Source organism: Agrobacterium sp. CCNWLW32 (assembly GCF_037083425.1).
Classification (GTDB): domain Bacteria; phylum Pseudomonadota; class Alphaproteobacteria; order Rhizobiales; family Rhizobiaceae; genus Agrobacterium; species Agrobacterium radiobacter.
The window spans coordinates 25,556-50,999 of sequence record NZ_JBAOJM010000011.1; the positions used below are offsets into that span (position 1 = coordinate 25,556).

At 60.2% G+C, this 25,444-nt stretch carries 20 protein-coding genes; 15 read left to right on the top strand and 5 right to left on the bottom strand.

The genetic code is table 11. From position 1 onward, the window contains the following. Positions 1–91: 91 nt before the first annotated feature. The 5 genes from V6R85_RS19845 to V6R85_RS19865 are packed head-to-tail and all read right to left on the bottom strand — an operon-like array spanning position 92 to position 6,311. Positions 92–1,825: an acetyl/propionyl/methylcrotonyl-CoA carboxylase subunit alpha gene (locus V6R85_RS19845; protein WP_003505838.1), complete on the bottom strand. Its 1,734-nt coding sequence runs from the start codon at positions 1,823–1,825 to the stop codon at positions 92–94. Then, positions 1,822–3,438, bottom strand: coding sequence for a 5-oxoprolinase/urea amidolyase family protein (locus tag V6R85_RS19850; protein WP_129565464.1), 1,617 nt, complete (start codon positions 3,436–3,438; stop codon positions 1,822–1,824). The genes V6R85_RS19845 and V6R85_RS19850 overlap by 4 nt, the downstream gene beginning before the upstream one ends. Before the next feature lie 7 nt (positions 3,439–3,445). Next, a complete protein-coding gene (locus tag V6R85_RS19855; protein ID WP_003505842.1) occupies positions 3,446–4,255 on the bottom strand; it encodes a putative hydro-lyase in 810 nt (269 codons plus the stop codon). A gap of 11 nt (positions 4,256–4,266) precedes the next feature. Next, on the bottom strand, positions 4,267–5,034 hold the full coding sequence (locus V6R85_RS19860) for a LamB/YcsF family protein (RefSeq protein ID WP_003505845.1): 768 nt from the start codon (positions 5,032–5,034) through the stop codon (positions 4,267–4,269). 20 nt (positions 5,035–5,054) lie between these two features. Continuing rightward, the gene (locus tag V6R85_RS19865; protein WP_003505852.1) at positions 5,055–6,311 is read right to left on the bottom strand and encodes an NRAMP family divalent metal transporter; all 1,257 of its coding nucleotides are present in this window, start codon (positions 6,309–6,311) and stop codon (positions 5,055–5,057) included. Between the two features lie 266 nt (positions 6,312–6,577). On the opposite strand from V6R85_RS19865, the gene V6R85_RS19870 reads away from it, so the two are divergent. From V6R85_RS19870 to V6R85_RS19940, 15 genes are all read left to right on the top strand, one after another. Then, positions 6,578–7,243: a GntR family transcriptional regulator gene (locus V6R85_RS19870; protein ID WP_020812594.1), complete on the top strand. Its 666-nt coding sequence runs from the start codon at positions 6,578–6,580 to the stop codon at positions 7,241–7,243. Positions 7,244–7,344: 101 nt separating this feature from the next. Next, positions 7,345–7,932: an ANTAR domain-containing response regulator gene (locus V6R85_RS19875; protein ID WP_080865065.1), complete on the top strand. Its 588-nt coding sequence runs from the start codon at positions 7,345–7,347 to the stop codon at positions 7,930–7,932. A gap of 35 nt (positions 7,933–7,967) precedes the next feature. Beyond that, positions 7,968–9,263, top strand: a complete 1,296-nt coding sequence (locus V6R85_RS19880; protein ID WP_129565463.1) for a CmpA/NrtA family ABC transporter substrate-binding protein — start codon at positions 7,968–7,970, stop codon at positions 9,261–9,263. A gap of 378 nt (positions 9,264–9,641) precedes the next feature. Further along, a complete protein-coding gene (locus tag V6R85_RS19885) occupies positions 9,642–10,934 on the top strand; it encodes a CmpA/NrtA family ABC transporter substrate-binding protein (protein WP_003505860.1) in 1,293 nt (430 codons plus the stop codon). Positions 10,935–11,047: 113 nt separating this feature from the next. Next, a complete protein-coding gene (gene ntrB, locus V6R85_RS19890; protein WP_003505862.1) occupies positions 11,048–11,941 on the top strand; it encodes a nitrate ABC transporter permease in 894 nt (297 codons plus the stop codon). A gap of 13 nt (positions 11,942–11,954) precedes the next feature. Next, positions 11,955–12,752 carry an ABC transporter ATP-binding protein gene (locus V6R85_RS19895; RefSeq protein ID WP_129565462.1) on the top strand — a complete coding sequence of 266 codons (798 nt, stop codon included), beginning with the start codon at positions 11,955–11,957 and terminating at the stop codon, positions 12,750–12,752. Positions 12,753–12,757: 5 nt separating this feature from the next. Further along, on the top strand, positions 12,758–15,205 hold the full coding sequence (nirB, locus tag V6R85_RS19900) for a nitrite reductase large subunit NirB (RefSeq protein WP_020812588.1): 2,448 nt from the start codon (positions 12,758–12,760) through the stop codon (positions 15,203–15,205). A gap of 5 nt (positions 15,206–15,210) precedes the next feature. Beyond that, the gene (gene nirD, locus V6R85_RS19905) at positions 15,211–15,546 is read left to right on the top strand and encodes a nitrite reductase small subunit NirD (protein ID WP_003505867.1); all 336 of its coding nucleotides are present in this window, start codon (positions 15,211–15,213) and stop codon (positions 15,544–15,546) included. A 214-nt stretch (positions 15,547–15,760) separates the two neighbouring features. After that, a complete protein-coding gene (locus V6R85_RS19910; protein WP_336377143.1) occupies positions 15,761–18,409 on the top strand; it encodes a nitrate reductase in 2,649 nt (882 codons plus the stop codon). Further along, a complete protein-coding gene (gene cysG, locus V6R85_RS19915) occupies positions 18,381–19,859 on the top strand; it encodes a siroheme synthase CysG (RefSeq protein ID WP_020812586.1) in 1,479 nt (492 codons plus the stop codon). The genes V6R85_RS19910 and cysG overlap by 29 nt, the downstream gene beginning before the upstream one ends. Before the next feature lie 119 nt (positions 19,860–19,978). Beyond that, positions 19,979–20,752 carry a DeoR/GlpR family DNA-binding transcription regulator gene (locus V6R85_RS19920; protein WP_003505873.1) on the top strand — a complete coding sequence of 258 codons (774 nt, stop codon included), beginning with the start codon at positions 19,979–19,981 and terminating at the stop codon, positions 20,750–20,752. A 108-nt stretch (positions 20,753–20,860) separates the two neighbouring features. Beyond that, positions 20,861–22,384 carry a glycerol-3-phosphate dehydrogenase gene (locus V6R85_RS19925; RefSeq protein ID WP_003505883.1) on the top strand — a complete coding sequence of 508 codons (1,524 nt, stop codon included), beginning with the start codon at positions 20,861–20,863 and terminating at the stop codon, positions 22,382–22,384. 37 nt (positions 22,385–22,421) lie between these two features. Continuing rightward, on the top strand, positions 22,422–23,492 hold the full coding sequence (locus tag V6R85_RS19930; RefSeq protein ID WP_080864677.1) for an ABC transporter ATP-binding protein: 1,071 nt from the start codon (positions 22,422–22,424) through the stop codon (positions 23,490–23,492). 12 nt (positions 23,493–23,504) lie between these two features. After that, a complete protein-coding gene (locus V6R85_RS19935) occupies positions 23,505–24,575 on the top strand; it encodes an ABC transporter ATP-binding protein (RefSeq protein ID WP_111792695.1) in 1,071 nt (356 codons plus the stop codon). A 2-nt stretch (positions 24,576–24,577) separates the two neighbouring features. Further along, a complete protein-coding gene (locus tag V6R85_RS19940) occupies positions 24,578–25,444 on the top strand; it encodes a carbohydrate ABC transporter permease (protein ID WP_003505888.1) in 867 nt (288 codons plus the stop codon).

Here is a 25,444-nt window from a genome sequence, read left to right on the forward strand (position 1 = left end):
AGGTCGCGCCATAAACGGCCCGGCGGCGAAAGGGTTCCGCCGCCGGGGATGCGCGATCTGCAATTGTGAGGCCCGATGGCCCGCCCGTATATTAGCCGGCTATGTCGAGAAGAGCAGCGCCCGCCTGCAGATAGTCGCCTTCCTTGACGATCAGACGGACTTTGCCGGCCTTGGGGGCGACAATCTGCGTCTCCATCTTCATGGCTTCCATGACGGCCAAAAGATCGCCTTGCGAAACCGTGTCGCCGTCTTCCACCTTGAAGGACTGCAAGGTGCCGGAAACCGGGGCGAGGATTTCACCTTCCTTTTCCTTGGTGGCGGCGGCGCCCGGAACAGCCGCGCTGCTGCCGCTAACCGCACCGAGACTGGAGAGCAGCAGGCTGGGCAGGCCAACCGATACGCGCTTGCCGTCGATTTCCAGAAAAGTGCGAGTAACGGAAGGGTCGTCGGCCGGTGCCGGTCGTTCCATCGCATCCGGCATGGCGGCGAAATCGGTCTCGATCCAGCGGGTATGAACCTTGAAACCGTCCGTGCCGATGAAGTCTTCGGTTTCGATCGCGGCGCGATGAAATGGCAGCACCGTGGCGATGCCTTCGATGCGGAACTCCTTCAGCGCGCGGCGGGCGCGACGCAGGACCTGATCGCGGTCGGCACCGGTGACGATCAGCTTCGCCATCAGCGAGTCGAATACGCCAGGCACGCTGGAGCCGCTGACGACACCGCTATCCACGCGAATCCCGGGACCTGAAGGTGCGTCGAAAACCGAGATCGAGCCGGGTGTGGGCAGGAAACCCCGGCCGGGATCTTCGGCATTGATGCGGAACTCCATGGAGTGGCCACGCGGCTCCGGCGTTTCAAGCACCCGTAGCTTGTGGCCTTCGGCAATGCGGAACTGTTCGATGACGAGATCGATGCCTGTGGTTTCCTCGGTAACCGGATGTTCCACCTGCAGGCGCGTATTGACCTCGAGGAAAGAAATCGTGCCGTCGACGCCGAGAAGGAATTCGACGGTGCCGGCGCCGGAATAACCAGCGGCAGCGCAGATCGCCTTGGCGGCCGCATGGATTTTCTGACGCTGTTCGGCGGACAGGAAGGGGGCAGGGGCTTCTTCGATCAGTTTCTGGTTCCGGCGCTGCAGCGAGCAGTCGCGGGTGCCGAGTACCAGCACATTGCCGTGCTTGTCGGCGAGAACCTGCGCCTCGATATGGCGCGGCCGGTCAAGGAAACGTTCGAGGAAGCACTCGCCGCGGCCGAAAGCGGCTGTCGCCTCGCGCACGGCGGATTCGTAGAGATCGGCGATCTCTTCCATCTTCCAAGCAACTTTCAGGCCGCGACCACCGCCGCCATGCGCTGCCTTGATGGCGACGGGCAGGCCGTGTTCTTCGGCAAAGGCTGTGACTTCGGCGGCGGAAGAGACCGGGCCGTCGCTGCCGGCGACCAGCGGTGCGCCGACGCCGGTGGCGATGCGCCGCGCCTCGACCTTGTCGCCCAATGCTTCGATAACCTGCGGGTCCGGGCCGATCCAGATCAAGCCGGCATCAAGCACGGCCTGCGCGAATTCAGCACGCTCGGACAGGAAGCCGTAGCCGGGATGCACGGCATCCGCGCCGGCACGTTTGGCAATCGCGATCAGCTTGGTGATATCGAGATAGGTCTCGGCCGGGCGCACGCCTTCCAGCGCATAGGCTTCATCCGCCAGCCGGACGAAAAGCGCATCCTGATCGGGATCGGCATAAACGGCGACCGATTGCAGGCCATAATCGCGACATGCGCGGATGATGCGCACCGCGATCTCGCCGCGATTGGCAATCAGCACTTTTTTCATCGCTCTTCTCCTCGGAATTCTATGTTCTTGGCCGCGATTTCGGCGAATAGGCCGATCGGGCGGAATTTGATTTTGGCGTTGACGGGGATCTGCCCGGCAAGATCGAGATGATATTCCGCCACCGCGCCGATGACGGGATAACCGCCGGTCAGCGGGTGATCGGCAAGGAAGAGAACCGGCTGGCCGCTATGCGGTATCTGGATCGCCCCTGTCGCCGTGCCTTCACTCGGCAGTTCGGCGCTGTCCTTGCGTTCCACCGGCACGTCGCCGGCAAGGCGGATGCCGACGCGGTTCGATTGCGGCGTGACCTGCCAGAACTGGCCGGTCAGCGTCTCGATACCCTTCTGCGTGAACCAGTCGGTGCGGGGGCCGAGAACGACGTCCAGTGTCACGACCTCACCGGTTGCCGGAGGTTCTAAGGCCGGAACTTCGTTGATCGATACGCTGGAGAGGCCGGACTTCTCACCCTTGAGCGAAAGGACGGCGCCAGCGCCCACCGGTTCGGGACCGACAACAGCGAGCGTATCGGTTGCGAAACTGCCGAGTACCGGCTCAACATCAAAGCCGCCGCGTACCGCAAGATAACAGCGCATGCCCTTCGGCGGCTGGCCGAAAGTCACGACATCGCCGGGTTCGAGGGATACCGGGCCATCGGTCTTTGCCGCGAAGCTGCCATCCGCCGTGGTAATGGTGACGGGGCAGGGCGCACCGGCAATGCCGATGACAGTGCGGCTTGTGCTCCTGAAGGAAAAACCGCCGAGCGTCAGTTCAAGGCACGGCGTATTAACCGGATTGCCGACGATGCGGTTTGCGGCGTTGAACGCACCGCGATCCAAGGCGCCGGAAGCCGATACACCCTGCCCTGTCTGGCCGAAGCGGCCGAGATCCTGAAAGATGGCGGGCATGGGTGCGGCGAGCACCTCGAAATGTGGGCCGTCCTTTATCGGTTCTTTTTGCGAACTACGCGGTGCCGAGACGGGAATATCGACCGTCTTGCCGGCCTTGTTCATGTCGAAGAAACGCACCCGGTAACCCGGCTGGAAAAGTGCGCCGGGATCGCGGTCAATATCCCACATTTTCACCGGCGTCGTGCCGATGATCTGCCAGCCGCCGGGGCTGTTTTGCGGATAGACGCCGCTGAAGGCACCAGCCAATGCCACTGAGCCGGCGGGAATGCGGGTGCGCGGGCTTTGCCGGCGCGGCACATGCAGGCCCGGATCGCCGCCGACCAGATAACCGAAACCGGGAGCGAAGCCGCAAAAGGCCACGGTGAATTCGCTTTCGGTGTGGCGACGGATGACCTCTTCGATGCTCATGCCGGTCAGTTCGGCAACATCGGCGAGGTCCTCGCCATTATAATGGACGGGGATTTCGACGAGATTGTCCGAAGGTGCAATTTTCGCCGAGAGATCGCGGCTTGCGAGCTGCGCGGCCAGCATCTCCGCACCGATCTTTTCGGGGCGAAAGCGGATCATCAACGTGCGGGCCGCCGGCACCGTCTCTTCGATGCCCTCGACCGGATCACTCTGAAGCGAGGCGAAAAGCGCCAGCGTTTCATCGAGATCGGCAAGTTCGACAAGAATGGTGGTGAGGCTGACGGGGAGAAAACGCATCATATCCTCACGCGTGATAGGCGGAATCGGGAATATCGGTGATGAACATGTGGCCCGGCGCATGGGTGATCGCAAAAGGCACGCCGGATGCCATGACCGCGGCCTGAGGGGTCACACCGCAGGCCCAGAAGACCGGAACCTCACCCGGCTCGATCCGCACCGCATCACCGAAGTCGGGTTTGGCAAGATCGATGATGCCGATTTCTTCCGGCGCGCCGACATGCACGGGCGCGCCATGCACCGCCGGAAAACGTCCCGAAATGGTTGCCGCATCGGCAACACGCGACGCCGGGATCGGCCGCATGGAAACGACCATATTGCCCTTCAGCCGACCCGCCGGACGGCAGGGCCGGTTGGTGAGATACATTGGCACATTGCTCTTGTCGGTCATGTGGCGGATTTCGATGCCCGCTTCCACCATCGGCGTTTCGAAGGTGAAGCTGCAGCCGATCAGGAAAGCGACGAGATCGTCACGCTCAGCCCACGCAGCGGTGGCATCAGCCGTTTCCTCGGCAAGCTTGCCGTCCCGCCAGATGCGGTAGAGCGGTAGATCAGTTCTGAGATCGGCACCGGGCGCGAGAAGCGTGGTGGGCGAGCCGGGATCGGAGACATCAAGCACCGGGCAGGGTTTGGGATTGCGCTGCGCATAAAGCAGGAAATCGAAAGCCCAGTCGCGCGGCAGCACGATCATGTTCGCCTGCGTGAAGCCGGGTGCTATGCCAGAGGTTGGGGCGACGAGGCCGTCGCGATAGATGGCGCGGGCCTTTCGCGCGGCGTCCGCGTCCGTGTGGTTGAGATAGGATGTCGGTATCGTCATCGGCTACCCTTTCAGCGATTGGATGCGAAGGAGCGGATGTCGATGCCATCAGCCTCGAAACGGCGGCGGATTTCCTGGGCGATGGCAACCGCGCCGGGGCTGTCGCCATGCACGCAGATGGATTGCGCCTCGATTTTTATGATGCTGCCATCGATTGCCTCCAGCGTGCCTTCGCGGGCGAGCTGCACCATGCGGTCGGCGATCTTTGCCGCATCATGCAGGACGGCACCGGCTTCCCGGCGGGAAACGAGCTGGCCCTGAGGCGTATAGGCACGATCCGCAAAGGCTTCGGCAACGACGGCAAGACCGGACTTGCGGGCGAGATCGAGGATGGGGGCATTGGCAAGGCCCATCAATACCAGCGACGAGTCTATCGCCTTGATGCCGTCGATAACGGCCTGCCCCTGTTTCGCGTCATTGGCGATGCGGTTGTAGAGCGCGCCATGCGGTTTGACGTAACGCACCGTGGTGCCGGCAGCGGCGGCGACGCCTTTCAGCGCGCCGATCTGATAGATGACATCGGCAATCAGCTCTTCCGAGGTCGCGTCCAGATCACGGCGGCCGAAGCCGACGCGGTCCGGATAGGAGACATGGGCGCCGACAACCACGCCTTTTTCGGCAGCGGCCTTGACGGTGCGGTAGATGCCGGCCGGATCACCTGCGTGAAATCCGCAGGCGATGTTGGCGCTGGAGACGATGGCGAGCATCGCCTCGTCGTCACCCATGCGCCATGCGCCGTAACTTTCGCCAAGATCGCTGTTGAGATCGATAGCGGCCATGTTTGCCTCCCTTGAATTTATCAGTAGCCGAGCAAGGCGAAGATCGCGCCCGCCGACTTATAGGCCATATACCAGGTGAGTGCGCAGGTCAGCACGCCAAGCACCAGCAACCAGCGCGGGTAGTGATAACCGTGCATCAGATCGGCGCGTTTCCAGGCTGCATACATGAAGATCGAAAGGCCGATCGGCAGAACGAGACCGTTGAGGCCGCCGACGAAGACGAGCATGGCTGCAGGCGGTGTGGTGATGATGACATAGGCGATCAGCGAAATGGCGATGAAGCCGACGGTTGCCAGGTTTCGCTGGCGCTCCGTTATGTCAGGCTTGAAAGCCGTCAGGAACGACACGGAGGTATAGGCCGCACCAATGATGCTGGTCATGGCCGAGGCGAGGAAGACCGCGCCGAACAGGCGGAAGCCGATATCGCCGGCGGCGGCATGGAAAGCCTGGCCGGCGGGGTTTGCCGCCTTGCCGGAGAGATCGATGACCACGCCGCTGGCGACGACACCGAGGATGGCAAGGAACAGGATGTAGCGCAGCACGCCGGTAATCGCGATGCCGCTCAGCGCCGCACGATTGACCGCGTTGATATTTTCAACGCCCACCATGCCCTTGTCCAGCAGGCGATGTGCGCCAGCATAGGTGATATAACCGCCGACCGTGCCGCCGACGATGGTGGTGATGGTGACGAAATCGATGGTATCGGGCAGGAAGGTCTGGCGGAAGGCTTCCGCCACGGGCGGGCCGGAGACGTAAGCCGCATAAACGATCAGCGCGAGTTTGACGAAGGCGGCCACGAAAACCACGCGGTCCATGGCGATGCCCGCCCGGCGCGACAGGAAGATGCCGATGGCCGCCAGCGCGCCGATCGCGCCGCCGATCTTCGGGTCGAGATCGATCATGGCGTTGAAGCCGAGGCCAGCGCCGCCGATATTACCGATATTGAAGAACAGGCCGCCGATGATGACGAGAATGGCGAGCAGATAACCCGAGCCCGGAATGGCGGCATTGGCAATCGCCGGCGCGCGCATGCGGGTGATGGTGACGATGCGCCAGATATTGGCCTGCACGACGAAGTCGATCAGTATGGAAATAATGATGGCGAATGCGAATGCGGCGCCCAGTTTCACCGTGAAATTCGCCGTCTGCGTGATGAAGCCCGGTCCGACGGCCGACATCGACATCAGGAACATTGCCGAAAGCAAGGCATAACGCTGATTCTTCGCCTTGCGCGCAACCTCGTTAGGGTCGGCGGGCGAGAGCTTGTTCTGCTCCATGGATTTTCTCCGCTCCAATCGCAATCCGCCCCTCGCGGATGCTTTATGCGGCCGATCTTGTCGTGTTCCGCGAAATTGTCAATATTGTTCAACAATAAATAATAATCGTTCTCTTATTCTGTTCATTTGTTGGACGTTATGCGCAGGAATTCATCACGTTTTTTTCGTGCTTTGCTAATGCTTTGTGCTATGGGCAATCATGCCGTGTCCGAACATGCCTGTCACGGAATTCCCGATGCTGCATTGCTCTTACGGAAAGGAGCGTCATGACGGAAACGATAGAGGGTCTGCCGCTTGCGGATCGATTGGCCAAGGGTATCCGCACCCTGCTGATATCAGGCGAGCTGATGCCGGGGCAGCGCCTTTCAGAGGCAGCCTTCAGTGAACGTTTCGACGTCTCCCGCAATTCGCTGCGCGAAGCTTTCCGGCTGCTGACCAAGGACGGCCTGTTGCGCCACGAGGCCAATCGCGGCGTGTTTGTCGCCGTTCCCACCATGTCTTCGGTCATCGATATCTATCGGGTGCGGCGCATGGTGGAATGTGGCGCGCTGCGCCAGGCCTGGCACAAGCACCCCGCGATCAAAGCGATGCGGGCAGCCGTCGAAGATGCCAAGGTCAAGCGTGACGAGGCCGACTGGCTGGGCGTGGGCAGCGCCAACATGAAATTTCATGCCGCCGCCGTCGATCTTCTAGACAGCGCCCGTCTCAGCGACTTTTACGAGCGTATCGCTGCTGAGCTCAGGCTTTGTTTCGGTTTGCTGAAGGATCCCGAACAGCTTCATTCCCCCTTTGTGGACATGAACAGCAAGATTTTATCGCTGATGGAAGAAGGAAAGGCGCAGGAGGCTGGCGACGAGATGGAAATCTATCTCAATCTTTCCGAGCGGACGGTTTTGAAGGCGCTCGAACGCGCCGTCGAACACGCATCCTGATATGATGGGCGGCAGGGGAAAAAACGGCCCTTGCCGCTCCATCCATTTTTTGCATCCGCAGCCGATTGCCAAGTTTGCTGCGCTGCGTCATCAATGCTGACATGACGCTTCGCGACCTGACCATTCTCGTTATAGACGAAAACGCGATCCGCGCCTCCATCATTGAGGAGGGGCTGCGCGAAGCCGGTTATAGTCGCGTCACTGTTATCCATGAGGTGAACGGGGTCGCGCGTACCATCGAGACGCTGCAGCCCGATGTCATCTTCATCGATCTGGAAAATCCCAATCGTGACATGATGGAGCATCTGTTCCAGCTCACCCGCACGGTCGGCCGGCCTATTGCCATGTTCGTCGATCGCTCCGATACGGCCTCCATCGAGGCTGCCGTCGAGGCGGGCGTTTCCGCCTATGTGGTGGACGGGTTGAAGAAGGAGCGGGTCAAGCCCATTCTCGATATGGCGGTCAGCCGCTTCAATGCTTTCAGCCGATTGCAGCGGGAACTCGCCGATGCCAAATCGGCGCTGGAGGAGCGCAAGGTCATCGAGCGCGCCAAGGGCATATTGATGAAGATGCGCGGCCTTTCCGAAGAGGAGGCCTTTGCGCTTTTGCGCCAGACGGCGATGAATGAGAAAAAGAAGATTTCCGAGATCGCGCAAAGCGTGGTCACCGCGGCCGGTTTGTTGATGTGACGAACCGCCGGTCGGACAGTCAAGGAGTGCATGATATGGCGGCACCGGAAAAAACGGCCGGATCAGACAGCGGAGTAACGAAAGCCCCGGGCGCGCCGGCAATCGTCGGCAGCGACCGGCAGAAAATCCTGCGTGCCGGCTTTATCCCGCTTGTCGATGCATCCGTCCTGATCGCCGCTGCCGAATTCGGTTTTGCCGAACGCGAAGGTCTGTCGATCGATCTCGTCAAAGATGTCTCCTGGGCGAATGTGCGCGACCGGCTGGCGTTCCGGCAATTCGATATCGCCCATATGCTGTCGCCGATGCCCGTTGCCTCCATGCTCGGGCTCGGTTCCAACCCGTCGCCGACGATCACGCCTTTTTCGCTCGGACGCGGCGGCAATGCGATCACGCTTTCGACCCGCCTGTTTGCCCGGATGAAGGCCTTGACAGGGCTTTCCGAAATGGCGGGCGCACTCGAAAATGCCGAGGCGTTGAAGCGGGTGCTCGACGATATGCGGGCGCGCGGCGAACCGCCGCCGACACTCGGCATGACCTATCCTTTTTCATCGCATAATTACGAATTCCGCTATTGGCTCGCCGCCGGCGGCATTCACCCCGATCACGACGTCAAGCTTGTGGTGGTGCCGCCGCCATTGACGTCGGACGCGTTGGCCGCAGGGGCTATCGACGGTTTCTGCGTCGGAGCGCCTTGGAACATCGTCGCCGCCGAGCGCGGTGTTGGCCGGATCGTTGCCGCCAAGCAGGACCTGTGGCCTTCTGCGCCGGAAAAGGTCATCGGCATGCGGCCGGAATGGGCTGAAAGCCAGCAGGAAACGGTCGGCCGGCTGCTGACGGCGCTCGATGCTGCCGCGCGCTGGTGTGATGTTGCGGGAAATCACGACGATCTAAGCCGGGTGCTTGCTGATCCCCGCTATATCGGCGCGCCGGAAAGCATCATCCGCCACGTTCTTGCCGGTGAATTCAATATTGACAGCCAGGGCAACCGCCGGGTTATCGACAAATATTTCCTGTTCCACGGTGGTCATGCCAATTATCCGCGCCGGAGCCAGGCATTGTGGATTTACAGCCAGATGATCCGCTGGGGGCAGGCGGAGTTTTCGCAAGGTGGCGTAGAAGCTGCCCTGTCCGCTTATCGGCCGGATATTTATCGGGCGGCGCTGGGCGATGCCAATGCGCCTGATGATGCCGATATTCGTATCGAAGGACAGGAGGCTGGCGACCGTTTTGTGGACGGCTTCGTCTTCGATCCCGCTGACATTACAGGGTATGTGAATGGTTTTGCCGTGCGCAGTTCTGCCCCTGTTTCTACCTCCCAAGGCGAAGCCTGAGAGCAGTTCAGCCGGGCTAGCTGCGCAAATTTCAAGCGCGGAATTTTTCCAGTTGCGTAAACGATAGACAAAATTGCGGCTGGTTAAAATTTAATCGCCTGACAGAATTTCTGAAATTCTGTTTTATTTACAATAATATAGCTTCCATCTAGAAAACTGGCACGCCTCTTGCTTCTCCTTGTTTGCACCGGTCAACGGCGATCGGGGCGAGCAGGGCGCGGCATAGGCGCTTTCAAAGACACAGACGTCGCAAGGTTTTGCTGCCCGGAACACCTCCCGTTCCGCCGGTGCAAACACCGAGCGGCGTTTTTTATTTTCAGGTTTTTTCGCAAGCGAAAACGTCACCCGCAGAGGTGGCCCAATAAGGGGAACATGCGAATGAAAAAGATATTCTCCGGCGCTGTCAGCCGCCGCACGATACTGAAGACGACCGCCACCGCAGCCCTTGTCAGCGCTGTGCGCGTGGCCTTTCCATCGGGTGCTTTCGCAGCCACCGCCGAGCCGGAAGTAAAAGGTGCGAAAATCGGCTTTATCGCGCTGACCGATGCCGCCCCGCTCATCATCGCGGCGGAAAAGGGGCTGTTCGCCAAGCATGGCATGCCTGATGTCGAGGTTCTGAAGCAGGCCTCCTGGGGCGCGACTCGCGACAATCTCGTGCTTGGTGGCGCATCCAACGGCATTGATGGCGCGCATATTCTGACGCCGATGCCCTATCTCATGCACACCGGCAAGGTGACCCAGAATAATGTGCCGGTGCCGATGACCATCCTCGCCCGCCTCAACCTCGACAGCCAGGGCATTTCCGTCGCCAAGGAATATGCCGAAACCGGCGTTCAGCTCGATGCTTCCAAATTGAAGGCTGCTTTCGAGAAGAAGAAGGCCGAAGGCAAGGAAATCAAGGCCGCGATGACCTTCCCCGGCGGCACCCATGATCTCTGGATCCGCTACTGGCTCGCCGCCGGCGGCATCGATCCGGACAAGGACGTCTCCACCATCGTCGTTCCGCCGCCGCAGATGGTTGCCAACATGAAAGTCGGCAATATGGACGTCTTCTGTGTTGGCGAGCCGTGGAATGAACAGCTCGTCAATCAGGGCATCGGCTTTACTGCCTGTACCACCGGAGAGCTCTGGAAGGGCCATCCGGAAAAGGCGCTCGGCATGCGCGCCGACTGGGTGGAAAAGAACCCCAACGCCACCAAGGCGCTGCTGATGGCCGTGATGGAGGCGCAGCAATGGTGCGATGAGATGGCGAACAAGGAGGAAATGTCCACCATCCTCGGCAAGCGCCAATGGTTCAACGTGCCGCCGAAGGACGTTCTTGGACGCCTCAAGGGCAATATCAATTACGGCAACGGTCGCGCGCTCGAAAATACCGGTCTGCAGATGAAGTTCTGGCAGGACCATGCGTCCTATCCCTTCCGCAGCCATGACAGCTGGTTCATCGCGGAAAACATCCGCTGGGGCAAATTCGCGCCGGATACGGACGTGAAAGCGCTGGTGGAGAAGGTAAACCGCGAGGATATCTGGCGCGCGGCGGCCAAGGATCTCGGCGTTGCGGATCTTCCCGCTTCCACTTCGCGCGGTAAGGAAACCTTCTTCGATGGCAAGGTGTTCGATCCTGAAAATCCATCTGCCTATCTCGAAAGTCTGTCCATCAAGGCGGCCTCCTGAGGAGGAGACCCGGGCGTCGCTCCTCATCCGCCAGCAGCTCTGCCCAACCGGCGCTGCTGAAGACCGGATGAGGGGCGAGCCCAGACCGCAACCGAAATCAAGAGGAAATGCCCATGTCCGCATTGGCCCGAAAATTCAACGAAGAGCCGCAGCAGCCGGTGGCGCAGAAGGCAAACGTCGTGGCGCTTGCACCGAAACAGTCGCCGCGGATCGATCTGCGCAAATGGGGTGCTGCGGCGGCTCGTAACATCATACCGCCGCTTGTCGTTCTCGCCATGCTGCTCGGCGTCTGGCAGCTGCTCTGTTCCGCGCCCGGCTCCTCGCTGCCGCCGCCTAGCCAGGTCTTCGAGGAAAGCTACGATCTCATCGTATCGCCGTTTTTCCAGAATGGTTCGCAGGATATCGGCCTTGGGCTGCGCGTTCTGGTCTCGCTTGAGCGTGTGGCCTATGGTTTCGGCCTCGCCGCCATTGCCGGCATCATCCTCGGTGCGGTGATCGGCCAGTCGGTCTGGGCCATGCGCGGCCTTGATCCGATCTTTCAGGTGCTGCGCACCGTGCCGCCGCTCGCCTGGCTGCCGCTTTCGCTGGCTGCCTTTCAGGACAGCAATCCATCGGCCATTTTCGTGATTTTCATCACCTCCATCTGGCCGGTCATCATCAATACGGCGGTTGGCGTACGCAATATTCCGCAGGATTACCGCAATGTCGCGCAGGTGCTGCGGCTCAACCAGCTCGAATTCTTCTTCAAAATCATGCTGCCGTCGGCCGCTCCTTACATCTTCACCGGCCTGCGCATCGGCATCGGTCTTTCGTGGCTCGCCATCGTGGCTGCGGAAATGCTGACCGGCGGCGTCGGCATCGGCTTCTTCATCTGGGATGCGTGGAATTCCTCGCGCCTGCCCGACATTATCGTGGCGCTCGCCTACATCGGCGTTGTCGGCTTCATGCTCGACAAGCTCGTGGCGGCGCTTGGCAAGGTCATCACCCGCGGCGCTGCGGCGAATTGAGAGGGCCAATATTATGAACGCTTATCTGAAGCTCGATCATATCGACAAATATTTCGAAAAGGGCGGCTCGCGCGCCGAGGTGCTGAAAGGCATCAACCTCACCATCGAAAAAGGTGAATTCGTCTCGGTCATCGGCCATTCTGGCTGCGGCAAGTCCACCATGCTCAACCTCATCGCCGGGCTGACGAAAGTCTCCGCCGGTGCGGTGCTTCTCGAAAACCGGGAGGTCAATGAACCCGGGCCTGAACGCGCCGTCGTGTTCCAGAACCACAGCCTGCTGCCCTGGCTTTCGGTCTATGAAAACGTCAATCTTGCCGTGGAAAAGGTCTTCCGCAACACCAAGACCCGCGCCGAGCGGCATGACTGGGTCATGCGCAATCTCGATCTCGTGCAGATGGCCCATGCCAAGGACAAGAAACCTTCGGAAATTTCCGGCGGCATGAAACAGCGCGTCGGCATTGCCCGCGCGCTCGCCATGGAGCCGAAAATCCTGCTGCTGGATGAGCCCTTCGGCGCGCTGGACGCGCTGACCCGCGCTCATCTTCAGGATGCGGTGATGGAAATTCACGCCCGTCTCGGCAACACCATGGTCATGATCACCCATGATGTGGACGAGGCGGTGCTGCTTTCCGACCGCATCGTGATGATGACCAACGGGCCCGCCGCCCATATCGGCGAGGTGCTTGACGTGCCGCTGGCACGCCCGCGCAACCGCATCGAGCTTGCCTCCGACAAGACCTACCTCAAATGCCGCGAAGCCGTGCTGAAGTTCCTTTACGAACGTCACCGCTTCGTCGAAGCCGCGGAGTAACGACTATGGCGCAAAAACTCGTCATCATCGGCAATGGCATGGCGCCGGGGCGCATGCTGGAGAACCTGTTCGAAACCGCCCCCGGCCTTTACGACGTCACGATTTTCAACGCCGAACCGCGCGTCAATTACGACCGCATCATGCTCTCGCCGGTACTCTCAGGCGAAAAGAGCTATGAGGACATCGTCATTCATAATGACGAATGGTATGCGGCTAATAATGTGACGCTGCACAAGGGCGCGAAAGTCACCGGCATCGACCGTGACAAGAAAACCGTGACCAGCGAAAACGGCATCACGGCCTCTTACGACAGGCTGGTGATCGCCACCGGTTCCCTGCCCTTCATCATTCCCGTTCCCGGTCATCAATTACCCGGCGTGCTCGCCTATCGCGATCTCGACGATGTGACGAAGATGCTGGAAATCGCTGAAGGCAAAGGCCGCGCCATCGTCATCGGTGCGGGTCTTCTCGGGCTGGAGGCGGCTTACGGGCTGAAGCGTCAGGGCATGGATGTCACCGTCATCCATCTGATGCCGACCATCATGGAGCGTCAGCTCGATCCGGCAGCGGCCTATCTCTTAGAAAAGGCGCTGAACGAGCGCGGCATCGACATCATCACCAAGGCCAACACCAAGTGCATTCTCGGTGAGGACAAGGTCGAGGGCATCGAGCTCGAGGACGGCCGGATCATCAAGGGCGATATGGTGGTGATGGCGGTCGGTATCCGCCCGGCCTCGGGTCTCGCCAAGGAAGCCGGCATCGCCGTCAATCGCGGCATCGTGGTGGATGACGGCATGATGACGTCGGACGCCTCGATCTACGCGCTCGGCGAATGCGCCGAGCATCGCGGCATGTGCTATGGCCTCGTTGCGCCGCTTTATGAATCGGCCCGCGTGCTGGCTGACCGGCTTTGCGGCGGTTCGGCCGAATATCACGGCTCTGTCACCAATACGAAGCTGAAGGTGACAGGCATCAACCTGTTTTCCGCCGGCGACTTCGCCGAAGGCGATGACCGCGAGGAAATCGTGCTGCGCGATGCCACCGCCGGCGTCTACAAGCGTCTCATTCTCAAGGAAAACCGCATCATTGGCGCGGTTCTTTACGGCGAGACGGCGGATGGGTCGTGGTTCTTCGACCTGATGAAGAAATCGACCGATATCTCCACCATGCGCGAAACCCTTATCTTCGGCCAGGCCTATCAGGGAGGGTCTCCGCTGGACCCTATGGCGGCCGTTGCAGCCTTGCCGGATGATGCGGAAATCTGCGGCTGCAACGGCGTCTGCAAGGGCAAGATCACTTCGGTTATAACTTCCAAAGGGCTGACCTCGCTGGACGATGTGCGTGCCCACACCAAGGCGTCCGCCTCCTGCGGTAATTGCACCGGTCTTGTCGAGCAGTTGATGACGATAACGCTGGGCGACAGCTACAATCCCGCCGCCGTGCAGCCCATGTGCAAATGCACCGATCTCGGCCATGACGATGTGCGCCGCCTGATCAAGGCCAAGGGTCTGAAGACCATTCCTGCCGTGATGCAGGAGCTGGAATGGAAAACCTCCTGCGGCTGCGCCAAGTGCCGGCCGGCGCTCAATTATTACCTCGTCTGCGACTTTCCGGATGAATATGCCGACGATTATCAGTCGCGTTATATCAATGAGCGCGTTCACGCCAATATCCAGAAGGACGGCACCTATTCCGTCGTCCCGCGCATGTGGGGCGGCGTCACCTCTTCCTCCGAGCTCCGGGCAATTGCGGATGTGGTCGACAAGTTCGAAATCCCGATGGTGAAGGTGACCGGCGGCCAGCGCATCGATCTTCTCGGTATCGAGAAGGAGGATTTGCCGGCGGTCTGGGCCGATCTCGGCAAGGCCGGTTTTATCTCCGGTCAGGCCTATGCCAAAGGCCTGCGCACAGTGAAGACCTGCGTCGGCCAGCAATGGTGCCGTTTCGGCACGCAGGATTCCACCGGTCTCGGCATCCGCATCGAAAAATTCATGTGGGGCTCATGGACACCCGCCAAGCTTAAGCTCGCCGTCTCGGGCTGTCCGCGCAACTGTGCGGAGGCCACCTGCAAGGATATCGGCGTCATCTGCGTCGATTCCGGTTTTGAAATCCATTTCGCCGGTGCCGCCGGTCTCGATATCAAGGGCACGGAAGTGCTCGGTCTCGTGAGGACCGAGGATGAGGCGCTGGAGCATATCGTGGCGCTGACCCAGATGTACCGCGAACAGGCGCGTTACCTCGAGCGCATCTACAAATGGGCCAAGCGTATCGGCTACGACGAGGTTCGTCGCCAGATCATGGACGATGCTGAAAAGCGCAAGGGCTATTTCGACCGCTTCGTCTTCAGCCAGAAATTCGCGCAGGTTGATCCATGGTCCGAACGTGTATCCGGCCACGACAAGCATGAGTTCAGGCCCATGGCGGCAATCGGTTTCAGTGAAGCGGCGGAGTGAGAACGATGGACAGCAACTGGATTGATATTGGTGACATCTCCGACATCCCGCTGCGTGGTGCGCGTTGCGTGAAAACGCCGATGGGCAAGATCGCCGTATTCCGCACGGCGGAAAATCAGGTCTTCGCGATTGAGGATCATTGCCCGCATAAGGGTGGACCGTTGTCTCAGGGCATCGTGCATGGGGCTTCGGTGACGTGTCCGTTGCACAATTGGGTGATTTCGCTGGAAACCGGCAAGGCCTTGGGGGCGGATGAGGGTGAGGTGAAGACTATCCCCGTCCGCAATCTCGACGGCCGGCTTTCCATCGCGCTTGAAACTCTGATGATTGCGGCGGAGTGAATTGCGATGGCGGCGATTTTACCCCCCTCTGTCCTGCCGGACATCTCCCTCTCAAGGGGGGAGATCAATTGCGGCACGCGCTTCCGTTCCCAGCTGGCCGCGCCGCCCGTCGATATAGAGCGGGGAGCCTTACGCTTGTCGACCTCCCCGCTTGAGGGGGAGATGTCCGGCAGGACAGAGGGGGGGAAGCGCCACGCACTGAGAGGGCAAACCCATGCCCGTTGAAACAAAAACCACCTGTCCCTATTGCGGCGTCGGCTGCGGTGTCATCGCCACCGTCAACGACAATGGCGCCGTTTCCGTCAAAGGCGATCAGGACCACCCCGCCAATTTCGGCCGGCTGTGTTCCAAGGGTTCGGCTCTGGCCGAAACCATCGATCTCGACGGCCGCCTTCTCCATCCCGAAATTGACGGCAGACGGGCGACGTGGGACGAAGCCCTTGATCTCGTCGCCACCCGCTTTTCTGAAGCCATAGCCGAGCATGGCCCGGATTCGGTGGCCTTTTACGTCTCCGGCCAATTGCTGACGGAGGATTATTACCTCGCTAACAAGCTGATGAAAGGTTTCATCGGCTCGGCCAATATCGATACGAATTCAAGACTTTGCATGTCGTCCTCCGTCGCCGGCCACCGCCGTGCCTTCGGAGCCGATACGGTGCCGGGCACCTATGAGGATATGGAGCTTGCCGATCTGGTGATCCTCACCGGTTCCAATCTCGCCTGGTGCCATCCGGTCCTTTATCAGCGTCTTGCCGTCGCAAAGGCAGCACGGCCTGAGATGAAGGTCGTCGTCATCGATCCACGCCGGACGATGAGTGCCGATATTGCCGATATGCATCTCGCCATCCGCCCGGATGGAGATGTGGCGCTGTTTGTCGGCTTGCTGGCGCATCTTGCCGATAGTCCTGCAATCGATCACGGCTATGTGGAAAACCATACGGTCAGCTTTGGCGCTGCGATGCAGGCAGCAACCGAATACAGCCTGCCGGAGATCGCCGAGGCCACCGGTCTGACGATTGCCGAACTGATTTCCTTTTACGAATTGTTCGAACGCACGCAAAAGACCGTCACCTGTTACAGCCAGGGCGTCAACCAGTCGGAAAGCGGCACCGACAAGGTCAATGCCATCATCAATTGCCATCTTGCCACCGGCCGTATCGGCAGGTCGGGCATGGGGCCGTTTTCGCTGACCGGCCAGCCGAACGCCATGGGCGGTCGCGAAGTCGGCGGGCTGGCAAACATGCTGGCCGCCCATATGGCCATCGAAAGTGCGGAGGACCGCGATCGTGTGCAGCGCTTCTGGGCCTCACCCGCCATTGCGCAAAAGCCCGGCCTGAAAGCGGTGGATATGTTCAGGGCGGTGGCCGACGGCCGCATCAAGGCGCTGTGGATTATGGCCACCAACCCCGTCGTTTCCATGCCGGATGCCGGTGCCGTCGAGGCGGCCATCAAGGCCTGTCCTTTCGTTGTGGTCTCCGAGGTCATGGCCAGTACCGATACGGCCCGCCATGCCGATGTCCTCCTGCCCTCGCTCGGCTGGGGCGAAAAGGACGGCACCGTCACCAATTCCGAACGACGGATTTCGCGTCAGCGCGGTTTTCTCGATGCTCCGGGTGAAGCGAAGGCTGACTGGTGGCAAATGGCGGAAGTGGGTCGGCGCATGGGTTTTGACGCAGCCTTCGCCTTTGGCCAGGCATCGGAGATTTTCGCCGAACACGCCGCTCTTTCCGGCTTTGAGAATGCGGGCAGTCGCGATTTCGATATTAGCGGTGTCGAACGGGATTCCTATGATGCGATGACACCCTTTCAATGGCCGAAAGCCGAATCCAGTGACGCCACCGTTACCCGCTTTTTCGCGGATGGCCGGTTTTATCATGGCGATGGCAAGGCGCGGTTCATAGCCACCGCCTTGCCGGACACCCGCAGGACGTCACCCGACTATCCGCTGACACTGAATACCGGCCGCATCCGCGATCAATGGCACACCATGACCCGCACCGGCAAAAGCGCGCGGCTTACCGCCCATATCGCCGAACCCTTCGCCGAGCTTCACCCGCGCGATGCGCAGGCGCTGGGAATTGAAAGCGCCGATCTAGTGGAGCTGGAAAGTCCTCATGGCAAGGTTCTGCTGCGGGCGCTGGTCAGCGAAAGGCAGGCGCGCGGTTCGGTCTTCGTACCGATGCACTGGAACGATCAGTTTGCCTCGCGGGCGCGCATCGATATGGTTGTGGCACCTGTTACGGATCCGCATTCCGGCCAGCCCGCTTCGAAAAACGTGGCGGTGAAGGCAAGGCGTTTTGCGGCGAAGGCCTATGGTTTTGCCATTTCCCGCACCCGGCCCGATGCGCCGGATTGCGCCTACTGGGCCATCGCCAAAGCCGATGGCGGCTATCGCATGGAGCTTGCCTTTGCCGAAGAGCCGCAGGACTGGACGCTCTGGGCGCGACAGGTTTTCGGCATCGATGCCAGGATCGAGCCGCTGGGTTACAGCGACCGGCAGACGGGCGATCTGCGTCTCGCCTTTTTCGACGGCGAAACACTGCTTGCGGCACTGTTCATTGCCAATGAACCGGTGGCCGTTGCCCGCAACTGGGCGATCTCGCAACTTACTGAGCGCCACGAGGATTTGCGCATGCGCTTTGCGCTGGTCGCCGGGCGTCCCGGTGCGGGCCGGGCTGATCCGGGTGCGACGGTCTGCTCCTGCTTCAATGTCGGGGTGAACCAGATCACGGCCGCTATCCGTGATGGCTGCCACAGTGTCGAAGCCATCGGCAAGGCGTTGAATGCCGGAACCAATTGCGGCTCCTGCCGCGCTGAAATCAGGGGGATCATCGATGGATGCCTTAAAACCGCAGCGGAATGAACCGGCTCGTATGGAGAAGCTCGCTAAGTTGCCTGTCTTCTGGGGACTTGAGGGCAAGCGCGTGGTTTTGGCGGGCGGATCGGATGGGGCGGCCTGGAAGGCGGAACTGCTGCTGGCCTGCGGGGCGGAACTTCATCTTTATTGTGAGGAAAGCGAGCTTTCGGAAAGCTTCGCGACGCTCGTCGCAAAAAGCCCGATGCTGATATGGCATGACCGTTCATGGGGTGCGGATATTTTCAAGGGCGCGGAACTAGCGCTGGCGGATTGCGAGACCGATGAAGAGGCGGAAAGATTTTACCATGCCGCACGAGCGGCTGGCATTCCCGTCAATGTCATCGACAAGCCGGAGTTCTGCCAGTTCCAGTTCGGCTCCATCGTCAATCGCTCGCCGGTGGTGGTGTCGATTTCCACCGATGGCGCCGCACCCATCCTGGCGCAGGCCATCCGCCGGCGCATCGAAACCTTGCTGCCGCTGGCCCTCAAGGACTGGGGCGCGCTTGCCCAGACAATTCGCGAGCGCGTCAATCTGCGACTCGTGCCGGGTCCGGCGCGACGCTCTTTCTGGGAAAAATTCGTCGATCGGGCGTTCACCGAAAGGCTGGATGAAGGCAGCGAAGAACGGCTGCTTGCGGATATCGGAACGCAGGCCGGTCGGGTGGGTTCGCGCGCCGGGCTGGTGACGCTTGTAGGCGCCGGACCGGGCGATGCCGAACTGCTGACTCTGAAAGCGGTGCGCGCTTTGCAGGCGGCCGATGTCATCCTGTTCGACGATCTTGTTTCAGCCGAAGTGCTGGAACTGGCGCGGCGGGAGGCGAAGCGCATGCTGGTTGGCAAACGTGGTGGCCGGGAAAGCTGCAGGCAGGAAGACATCAACGAGATGATGATCCGCCTCGCCAAGGCCGGAAAACGGGTGGTGCGGCTGAAATCCGGCGATCCGATGATTTTCGGGCGCGCCGGCGAGGAGATCGCCGCGCTGGAGGCCGAAAATATCCCGGTCGAAGTCGTGCCCGGCATCACTGCCGCAAGCGCCATGGCCTCGCGCCTAGGCGTGTCCTTGACCCATCGCGACCATGCCCAGTCGGTACGCTTCATCACTGGTCATTCCCGGCAGGGGAAGCTGCCGGAGAATATCGACTGGCAGTCCCTGTCGAACCCCTCCGTCACCACTGTCTTTTATATGGGCGGACGAACCGCCGGCGATATTCAGTCCTGCCTGCTTGCCCAGGGAATGCCCGCATCGACACCCGTGGTGGTGATGATTTCCGTCAGCCGCGCCAATGAGCGACGATGGTGCGGTTCGCTTGCGCAACTGGCTGCCGCGGTCGAGAGACTGGGCGTGAACGAACCTGTGCTGATTGGCATCGGTGATACGTTCCATAACGCCTCCGCGGCATTTTCCGTTACCCGCAACGAGGAAGCCGATGCTGGGCCTGTTCAAAAAGCCGGCTAACAAGATTTTTGATAGTTTCCGCTAACCGGCGATCCTTCTCACCGTAAACCCTCCCTTGACATTGGTTTTTCGTTCGCTCTTCAATAAAACGAAAAAATTGAAAGAGGAGGGAGGGTGAAATGCTGCTCACACCGCGTCAGGATGAAATCGTTGCGCTGGCGAAAGCGAACGGCCGGGTGCTGGTCGATGAACTGGCGGCGCGGTTTTCGGTGACCCCCCAGACGATCCGCAAGGATCTGAACGATCTCTGCGATACGCGGGTGCTGACCCGCATCCACGGCGGCGCGCTCTTTCCAAGCGGCAATGAAAACGTCAAATACGAGGCGCGCCGCGCCATCGCATCGTCCGAAAAACAGGCGATCGGCGCCGCTGCCGCGGCCCTCATCCCCAATAACTCGTCGCTTTTCATCAATATAGGCACCACGACCGAGGCAGTTGGTGAAGCGCTCGCGGATCATCACGAGTTGATGGTTATTACCAACAACATCAATGTTGCCAACAGGTTGAGGGTTTTCCCCGGCATCGAAGTGGTGATTGCCGGCGGTGTCGTGCGCGGTTCCGATGGTGGTATCGTCGGCGAGGCGGCTGTGGATTTCATCCGCCAGTTCAAGGTTGATTTTGCCGTCATCGGCGTTTCGGCCATCGATGAAGACGGGGCTTTGCTCGACTTTGACTTCCGTGAGGTCAAGGTGGCGCAGGCGATCATCTCCAATGCGCGCCATGTCATTCTGGTGTCGGATTCGCTTAAATTCGAGCGCACGGCCCCCGTGCGTATCGGTCATCTTTCCCAGGTGCACACCTTCATTACCGATCATTGTCCTGTTGATTCCATCCGTACCATCTGTGCCGATCACGATGTCCGGCTGATCGAAACCGAGGGTCGCGACGCCTGATTCAAGGGGCTTTTTGATTTCGTTTGACATTCGTTTTGTCTTCGAATTAGATGGCTGTGCTTTCAATATATCGATGAGGAGAGCGTCGATGAAAGCACGGGAGGGTCCATGTCTGACGAGGCAATTCACGATATTTTCGTGATCGGCGGCGGTATCAATGGCTGCGGCATCGCGCGTGACGCCGTTGGCAGGGGCTATTCCGTGGCGCTTGCGGAAATGAACGATTTTGCCTCCGGCACCTCGTCCGCCGCGACCAAACTCATCCATGGCGGTTTGCGTTATCTCGAACATTACGAATTTCGTCTGGTGCGCGAAGCGCTTATGGAGCGTGAGGTGCTGTGGGCCATGGCGCCGCACATCATCTGGCCGATGCGCTTCGTACTACCGTTCCAGAAGGGTGGCGTGCGCCCGGCCTGGCTCGTGCGTCTCGGGTTATTTCTTTACGACCATCTCGGCGGCCGCAAGCTTTTGCCCGCCACACGCTCGCTTGATCTGCGCCGTGATCCCGCCGGAAAGCCGCTGAAGCCGATTTTCGCCCGCGCCTTTGAATATTCGGATGGCTGGGTGGACGATGCCCGTCTTGTGGTGCTGAATGCCCGCGATGCCGCTAATCGCGGTGCTTTGATCCTCAATCGTACGCAGGTGGTTTCGGCCCGGCGCGAAGGCGCCTTCTGGCGGATTGAAACGAAAAATGTCGCCGGAGAAGCCAAGACCCACCGGGCGCGCATGCTGGTGAATGCCGCCGGCCCCTGGGTGGACAAGGTGCTGTCTTCGACATTCGGTAAAAACAATGTCCACAATGTCCGCCTCGTGCAAGGCAGCCACATCATCGTGCGCAAGAAGTTTTCCGATCCGCGCGCCTATTTTTTCCAGAATCCTGATGGCCGCATTATCTTCGCCATCCCTTACGAACAGGACTTTACGCTGATCGGCACGACGGATCGCGACTATACCGCCGACCCCCGTGCTGTTAAGATCAGCGACGAGGAGATCAGCTATCTTTGCAATGCGGCGAGCGAATATTTCGCTGAACCGGTGGGGCCGGCGGATATCGTCTGGACCTATTCCGGCGTGCGGCCCTTGTTCGATGACGGCGCGTCAAAAGCGCAGGAAGCGACCCGCGATTATGTGCTGAAAACCGAAGGGGCGGAAGGCGAAGCGCCGCTTCTCAATATTTTCGGCGGCAAGCTCACCACCTATCGGCGGCTTGCCGAACATGCTCTTGAAAAAATCGGCGATGCGCTGGGTGAAAAGGGTGCGCCATGGACCGCGGGCTCGCATTTGCCGGGTGGAGATTTCGGTGCCGAAGCCTACGTCGCGGAAGTTTCGGCGCTGCGTTCACGTTACCCCTTTCTCGAAGAGCGTCATGCAAAGCGGCTTGTGCGCTGCTACGGAACGGATGCGACGGCGCTGATCGGCAATGCGACTGAGACGGCGGCGATGGGGCGGTTTTTCGGCGGCACGCTCTACGAGGCTGAGGTTCGCTGGCTGATGGCGAGGGAATGGGCGCTGACGGCGGAGGATATTCTGTGGCGCCGCACCAAGCAGGGGCTGTTTTTAACCCCCGAAGAGGTGCGTGGGCTGGAGGATTATATCGAAGACATTGCGGGTGAACGCTTGAAGGCAATCTGACGATCCGATCGAAAAGCGGAGGAGGCTTTGGATCACCATGCTTGAATTGCGAAACGTCTCGAAGATGGTTGGCGGTGAGTATCATATTCACCCGATCGATCTGACGTTGCAGCGCGGAAGCCTGAACGTCCTGCTTGGACCGACACTTTCGGGCAAAACGACGCTGATGCGGCTGATGGCCGGGCTGGACAAGCCGAGCGCCGGCGAGATCTTTTTTAATGGCGAGGACGTGACGGGCTTTCCGGTGCAGAAGCGTAATGTCGCCATGGTCTATCAGCAGTTCATCAACTATCCGGCGCTCTCGGTTTATGAAAATATCGCTTCGCCGATGCGGGTTGCCGGCAAGGATCAGGCGACCATCGATAGGGAGGTCAGGAAGGCGGCCGAGCTTCTGAAGCTGACGCCCTATCTAGACCGCACGCCCCTCAATCTTTCTGGTGGCCAGCAGCAGCGCACCGCGCTTGCAAGAGCCATCGTCAAGAACGCCAATCTGGTGCTGCTCGACGAGCCGCTGGCCAATCTCGATTACAAGCTGCGCGAAGAATTGCGTGAGGAACTGCCGCGCATTTTTGCGGAATCCGGTGCGATCTTCGTTTATGCCACGACCGAACCGTCAGAAGCGCTGCTGCTGGGCGGCAATACCGCGACGCTTAACGAAGGGCGGGTGACGCAGTTTAGCCGCACGATCGAGGTCTACCGGCGTCCGGTGGATATCGTGACCGCGGAAATCTTCGCCGACCCGCCGCTCAACACCATCGAGGTCATCAAGACGGGTGGGGCTTTCACCCGTGCCAATCAGGCCGTTGTCACGGTGCCGGCGCATCTTGCGGCCGTGCCGGACGGACCTTTGACCATTGCTTTCCAGCCGCATCATCTTTTCCCGCATGCGAAGGGTGAGGCGCGGCAATCCATCCGTGCGCGGACGCTGATTTCGGAAATCGCCGGATCGGAGAGCTTCGTGCATGTGGAATTTTCCGGCAGGCGCTGGGTCATGCTGGCGCATGGCATCCACGACATCGAACCGGACAGAGATATCGAGCTCTTTCTCGATACAAAACACCTGATGGCCTTTGACGCGAATGGCCGCGCCATCGGCGAAGCGGCGTAAGGGAGATCGGTCATGGCACGCATCACGCTCGATCATATCCGCCACGCCTATAATGCCAAGGCGCAGGCTGCCGGCGAATATGCCCTGAAGGAAGTTCATCACGAATGGGAGGACGGCGGCGCCTATGCGCTGCTTGGGCCTTCCGGCTGCGGCAAGACCACGCTGCTCAACATCATTTCCGGCCTGCTGCGTCCGTCGGAAGGCCGCATCGCCTTTGACGGAACTGACGTGACCGATTTTGCCACCGAAGACCGCAATATTGCGCAGGTGTTCCAGTTCCCGGTCGTCTACGACACGATGACGGTCTACGACAATCTCGCCTTTCCGCTGCGCAACCGGCATGTGCCGGAGGCCGAGGTGGGCCGCCGGGTGCGGGAAATTCTCGAAATGACCGATCTTTCCGGCATGGCCAAACGCCATGCGCGCGGATTGACGGCAGACCAGAAGCAGAAGATTTCGCTGGCGCGCGGCCTGGTACGTTCCGACGTCAATGCCATTCTTTTCGACGAACCGCTGACGGTGATCGATCCGCATATGAAGTGGGTGCTGCGCTCGCAGCTGAAGCGCCTGCATCGCCAGTCCGGTTTCACCATGGTCTATGTGACCCATGACCAGACCGAGGCTTTGACCTTCGCGGACAAGGTGGTCGTCATGTATGACGGGCAGATCGTCCAGATCGGCACGCCCGCCGAGCTTTTCGAACGGCCGGGACACACTTTCGTCGGTTATTTCATCGGCTCACCGGGCATGAACGTGCTGCCCGCCAGCATCGAAGGGGCGACGGCGGTTGTCGGCGGCCTCGGCGTGCCGCTGGCAGGTGCGCCGAAGGTTGATGGAAAGCAGCGGATCGAGATCGGCATCCGCCCGGAATTCGTCCGGCTGGAACGGGGCGGTATGCCCATCACTGTTGACAAGGTCGAGGATATCGGCCGGCAGAAGATCGTGCGCGCCCGGTTTGCCGGCCAGAAGCTCGCGATCGTCGTTGCGGAAGACGAGGAAATTCCGGCGGAAGCGGGTGTTCGCTTCGATCCGGCCGCGATCGGTGTCTTTGCCGATTCCTGGCGCGTGAAGATGGGAGCCTGACCATGGAAAAGAGCTGGAACAACAAGGCGTGGTTCATGGTGCTGCCGGTGCTGGTGCTGGTCGCCTTTTCTGCCGTCATTCCGCTGATGACCGTCGTGAACTATTCGGTGCAGGATACGTTCGGCAATAACCAGTTCTTCTGGGCGGGAACGCAATGGTTCGAGGAAATCCTCAGTTCCGATCGCTTCTGGAACGCTCTCGGACGCAACCTGGTGTTTTCCGGCATCATATTGGCGATCGAAATTCCGCTCGGCATATTCATCGCGCTCAAGATGCCCAAATCCGGCATCGGCGTGCCGGTCTGCCTCGTGACGATGGCGCTGCCGCTGCTGGTGCCTTGGAATGTTGTCGGCACGATCTGGCAGGTGTTCGGCCGCAGCGATATCGGACTGCTCGGTTATTACGCCAATCAGCTTGGTCTTGACTATAACTACGTCAACGATCCGGTTGACGCATGGATTACGGTCATCATCATGGATGTGTGGCACTGGACAAGCCTTGTCGTGCTGTTGTGCTACGCCAGCCTTGTCTCCATTCCGGACGCCTATTATCAGGCGGCAAGGATCGATGGCGCGTCACGTTTTGCGGTGTTCCGGTACATCCAGCTGCCGAAGATGAAGCGGGTGCTGCTGATCGCCTTCCTGCTACGCTTCATGGACAGTTTCATGATCTATACCGAGCCTTTCGTCGTCACCGGCGGCGGCCCCGGCAATTCCACGACCTTCCTGTCCATCGATCTCGTGAAGGTCGCGCTCGGCCAGTTTGACCTCGGGCCTGCGGCAGCCATGTCGCTGATCTACTTCCTCATCATCCTGCTGCTGTCCTGGGTGTTCTACACCGTCATGACCAGCCACGACGCGGAGACTTGA

Coding starts and splice junctions, on each gene's coding strand:
- V6R85_RS19845 (WP_003505838.1), bottom strand. CDS start 1,825: ATGAAAAAAGTGCTGATTGCCAATCGCGGCGAGATCGCGGTGCGCATC.
- V6R85_RS19850 (WP_129565464.1), bottom strand. CDS start 3,438: ATGCGTTTTCTCCCCGTCAGCCTCACCACCATTCTTGTCGAACTTGCC.
- V6R85_RS19855 (WP_003505842.1), bottom strand. CDS start 4,255: ATGACGATACCGACATCCTATCTCAACCACACGGACGCGGACGCCGCG.
- V6R85_RS19860 (WP_003505845.1), bottom strand. CDS start 5,034: ATGGCCGCTATCGATCTCAACAGCGATCTTGGCGAAAGTTACGGCGCA.
- V6R85_RS19865 (WP_003505852.1), bottom strand. CDS start 6,311: ATGGAGCAGAACAAGCTCTCGCCCGCCGACCCTAACGAGGTTGCGCGC.
- V6R85_RS19870 (WP_020812594.1), top strand. CDS start 6,578: ATGACGGAAACGATAGAGGGTCTGCCGCTTGCGGATCGATTGGCCAAG.
- V6R85_RS19875 (WP_080865065.1), top strand. CDS start 7,345: ATGACGCTTCGCGACCTGACCATTCTCGTTATAGACGAAAACGCGATC.
- V6R85_RS19880 (WP_129565463.1), top strand. CDS start 7,968: ATGGCGGCACCGGAAAAAACGGCCGGATCAGACAGCGGAGTAACGAAA.
- V6R85_RS19885 (WP_003505860.1), top strand. CDS start 9,642: ATGAAAAAGATATTCTCCGGCGCTGTCAGCCGCCGCACGATACTGAAG.
- ntrB (WP_003505862.1), top strand. CDS start 11,048: ATGTCCGCATTGGCCCGAAAATTCAACGAAGAGCCGCAGCAGCCGGTG.
- V6R85_RS19895 (WP_129565462.1), top strand. CDS start 11,955: ATGAACGCTTATCTGAAGCTCGATCATATCGACAAATATTTCGAAAAG.
- nirB (WP_020812588.1), top strand. CDS start 12,758: ATGGCGCAAAAACTCGTCATCATCGGCAATGGCATGGCGCCGGGGCGC.
- nirD (WP_003505867.1), top strand. CDS start 15,211: ATGGACAGCAACTGGATTGATATTGGTGACATCTCCGACATCCCGCTG.
- V6R85_RS19910 (WP_336377143.1), top strand. CDS start 15,761: ATGCCCGTTGAAACAAAAACCACCTGTCCCTATTGCGGCGTCGGCTGC.
- cysG (WP_020812586.1), top strand. CDS start 18,381: ATGGATGCCTTAAAACCGCAGCGGAATGAACCGGCTCGTATGGAGAAG.
- V6R85_RS19920 (WP_003505873.1), top strand. CDS start 19,979: ATGCTGCTCACACCGCGTCAGGATGAAATCGTTGCGCTGGCGAAAGCG.
- V6R85_RS19925 (WP_003505883.1), top strand. CDS start 20,861: ATGTCTGACGAGGCAATTCACGATATTTTCGTGATCGGCGGCGGTATC.
- V6R85_RS19930 (WP_080864677.1), top strand. CDS start 22,422: ATGCTTGAATTGCGAAACGTCTCGAAGATGGTTGGCGGTGAGTATCAT.
- V6R85_RS19935 (WP_111792695.1), top strand. CDS start 23,505: ATGGCACGCATCACGCTCGATCATATCCGCCACGCCTATAATGCCAAG.
- V6R85_RS19940 (WP_003505888.1), top strand. CDS start 24,578: ATGGAAAAGAGCTGGAACAACAAGGCGTGGTTCATGGTGCTGCCGGTG.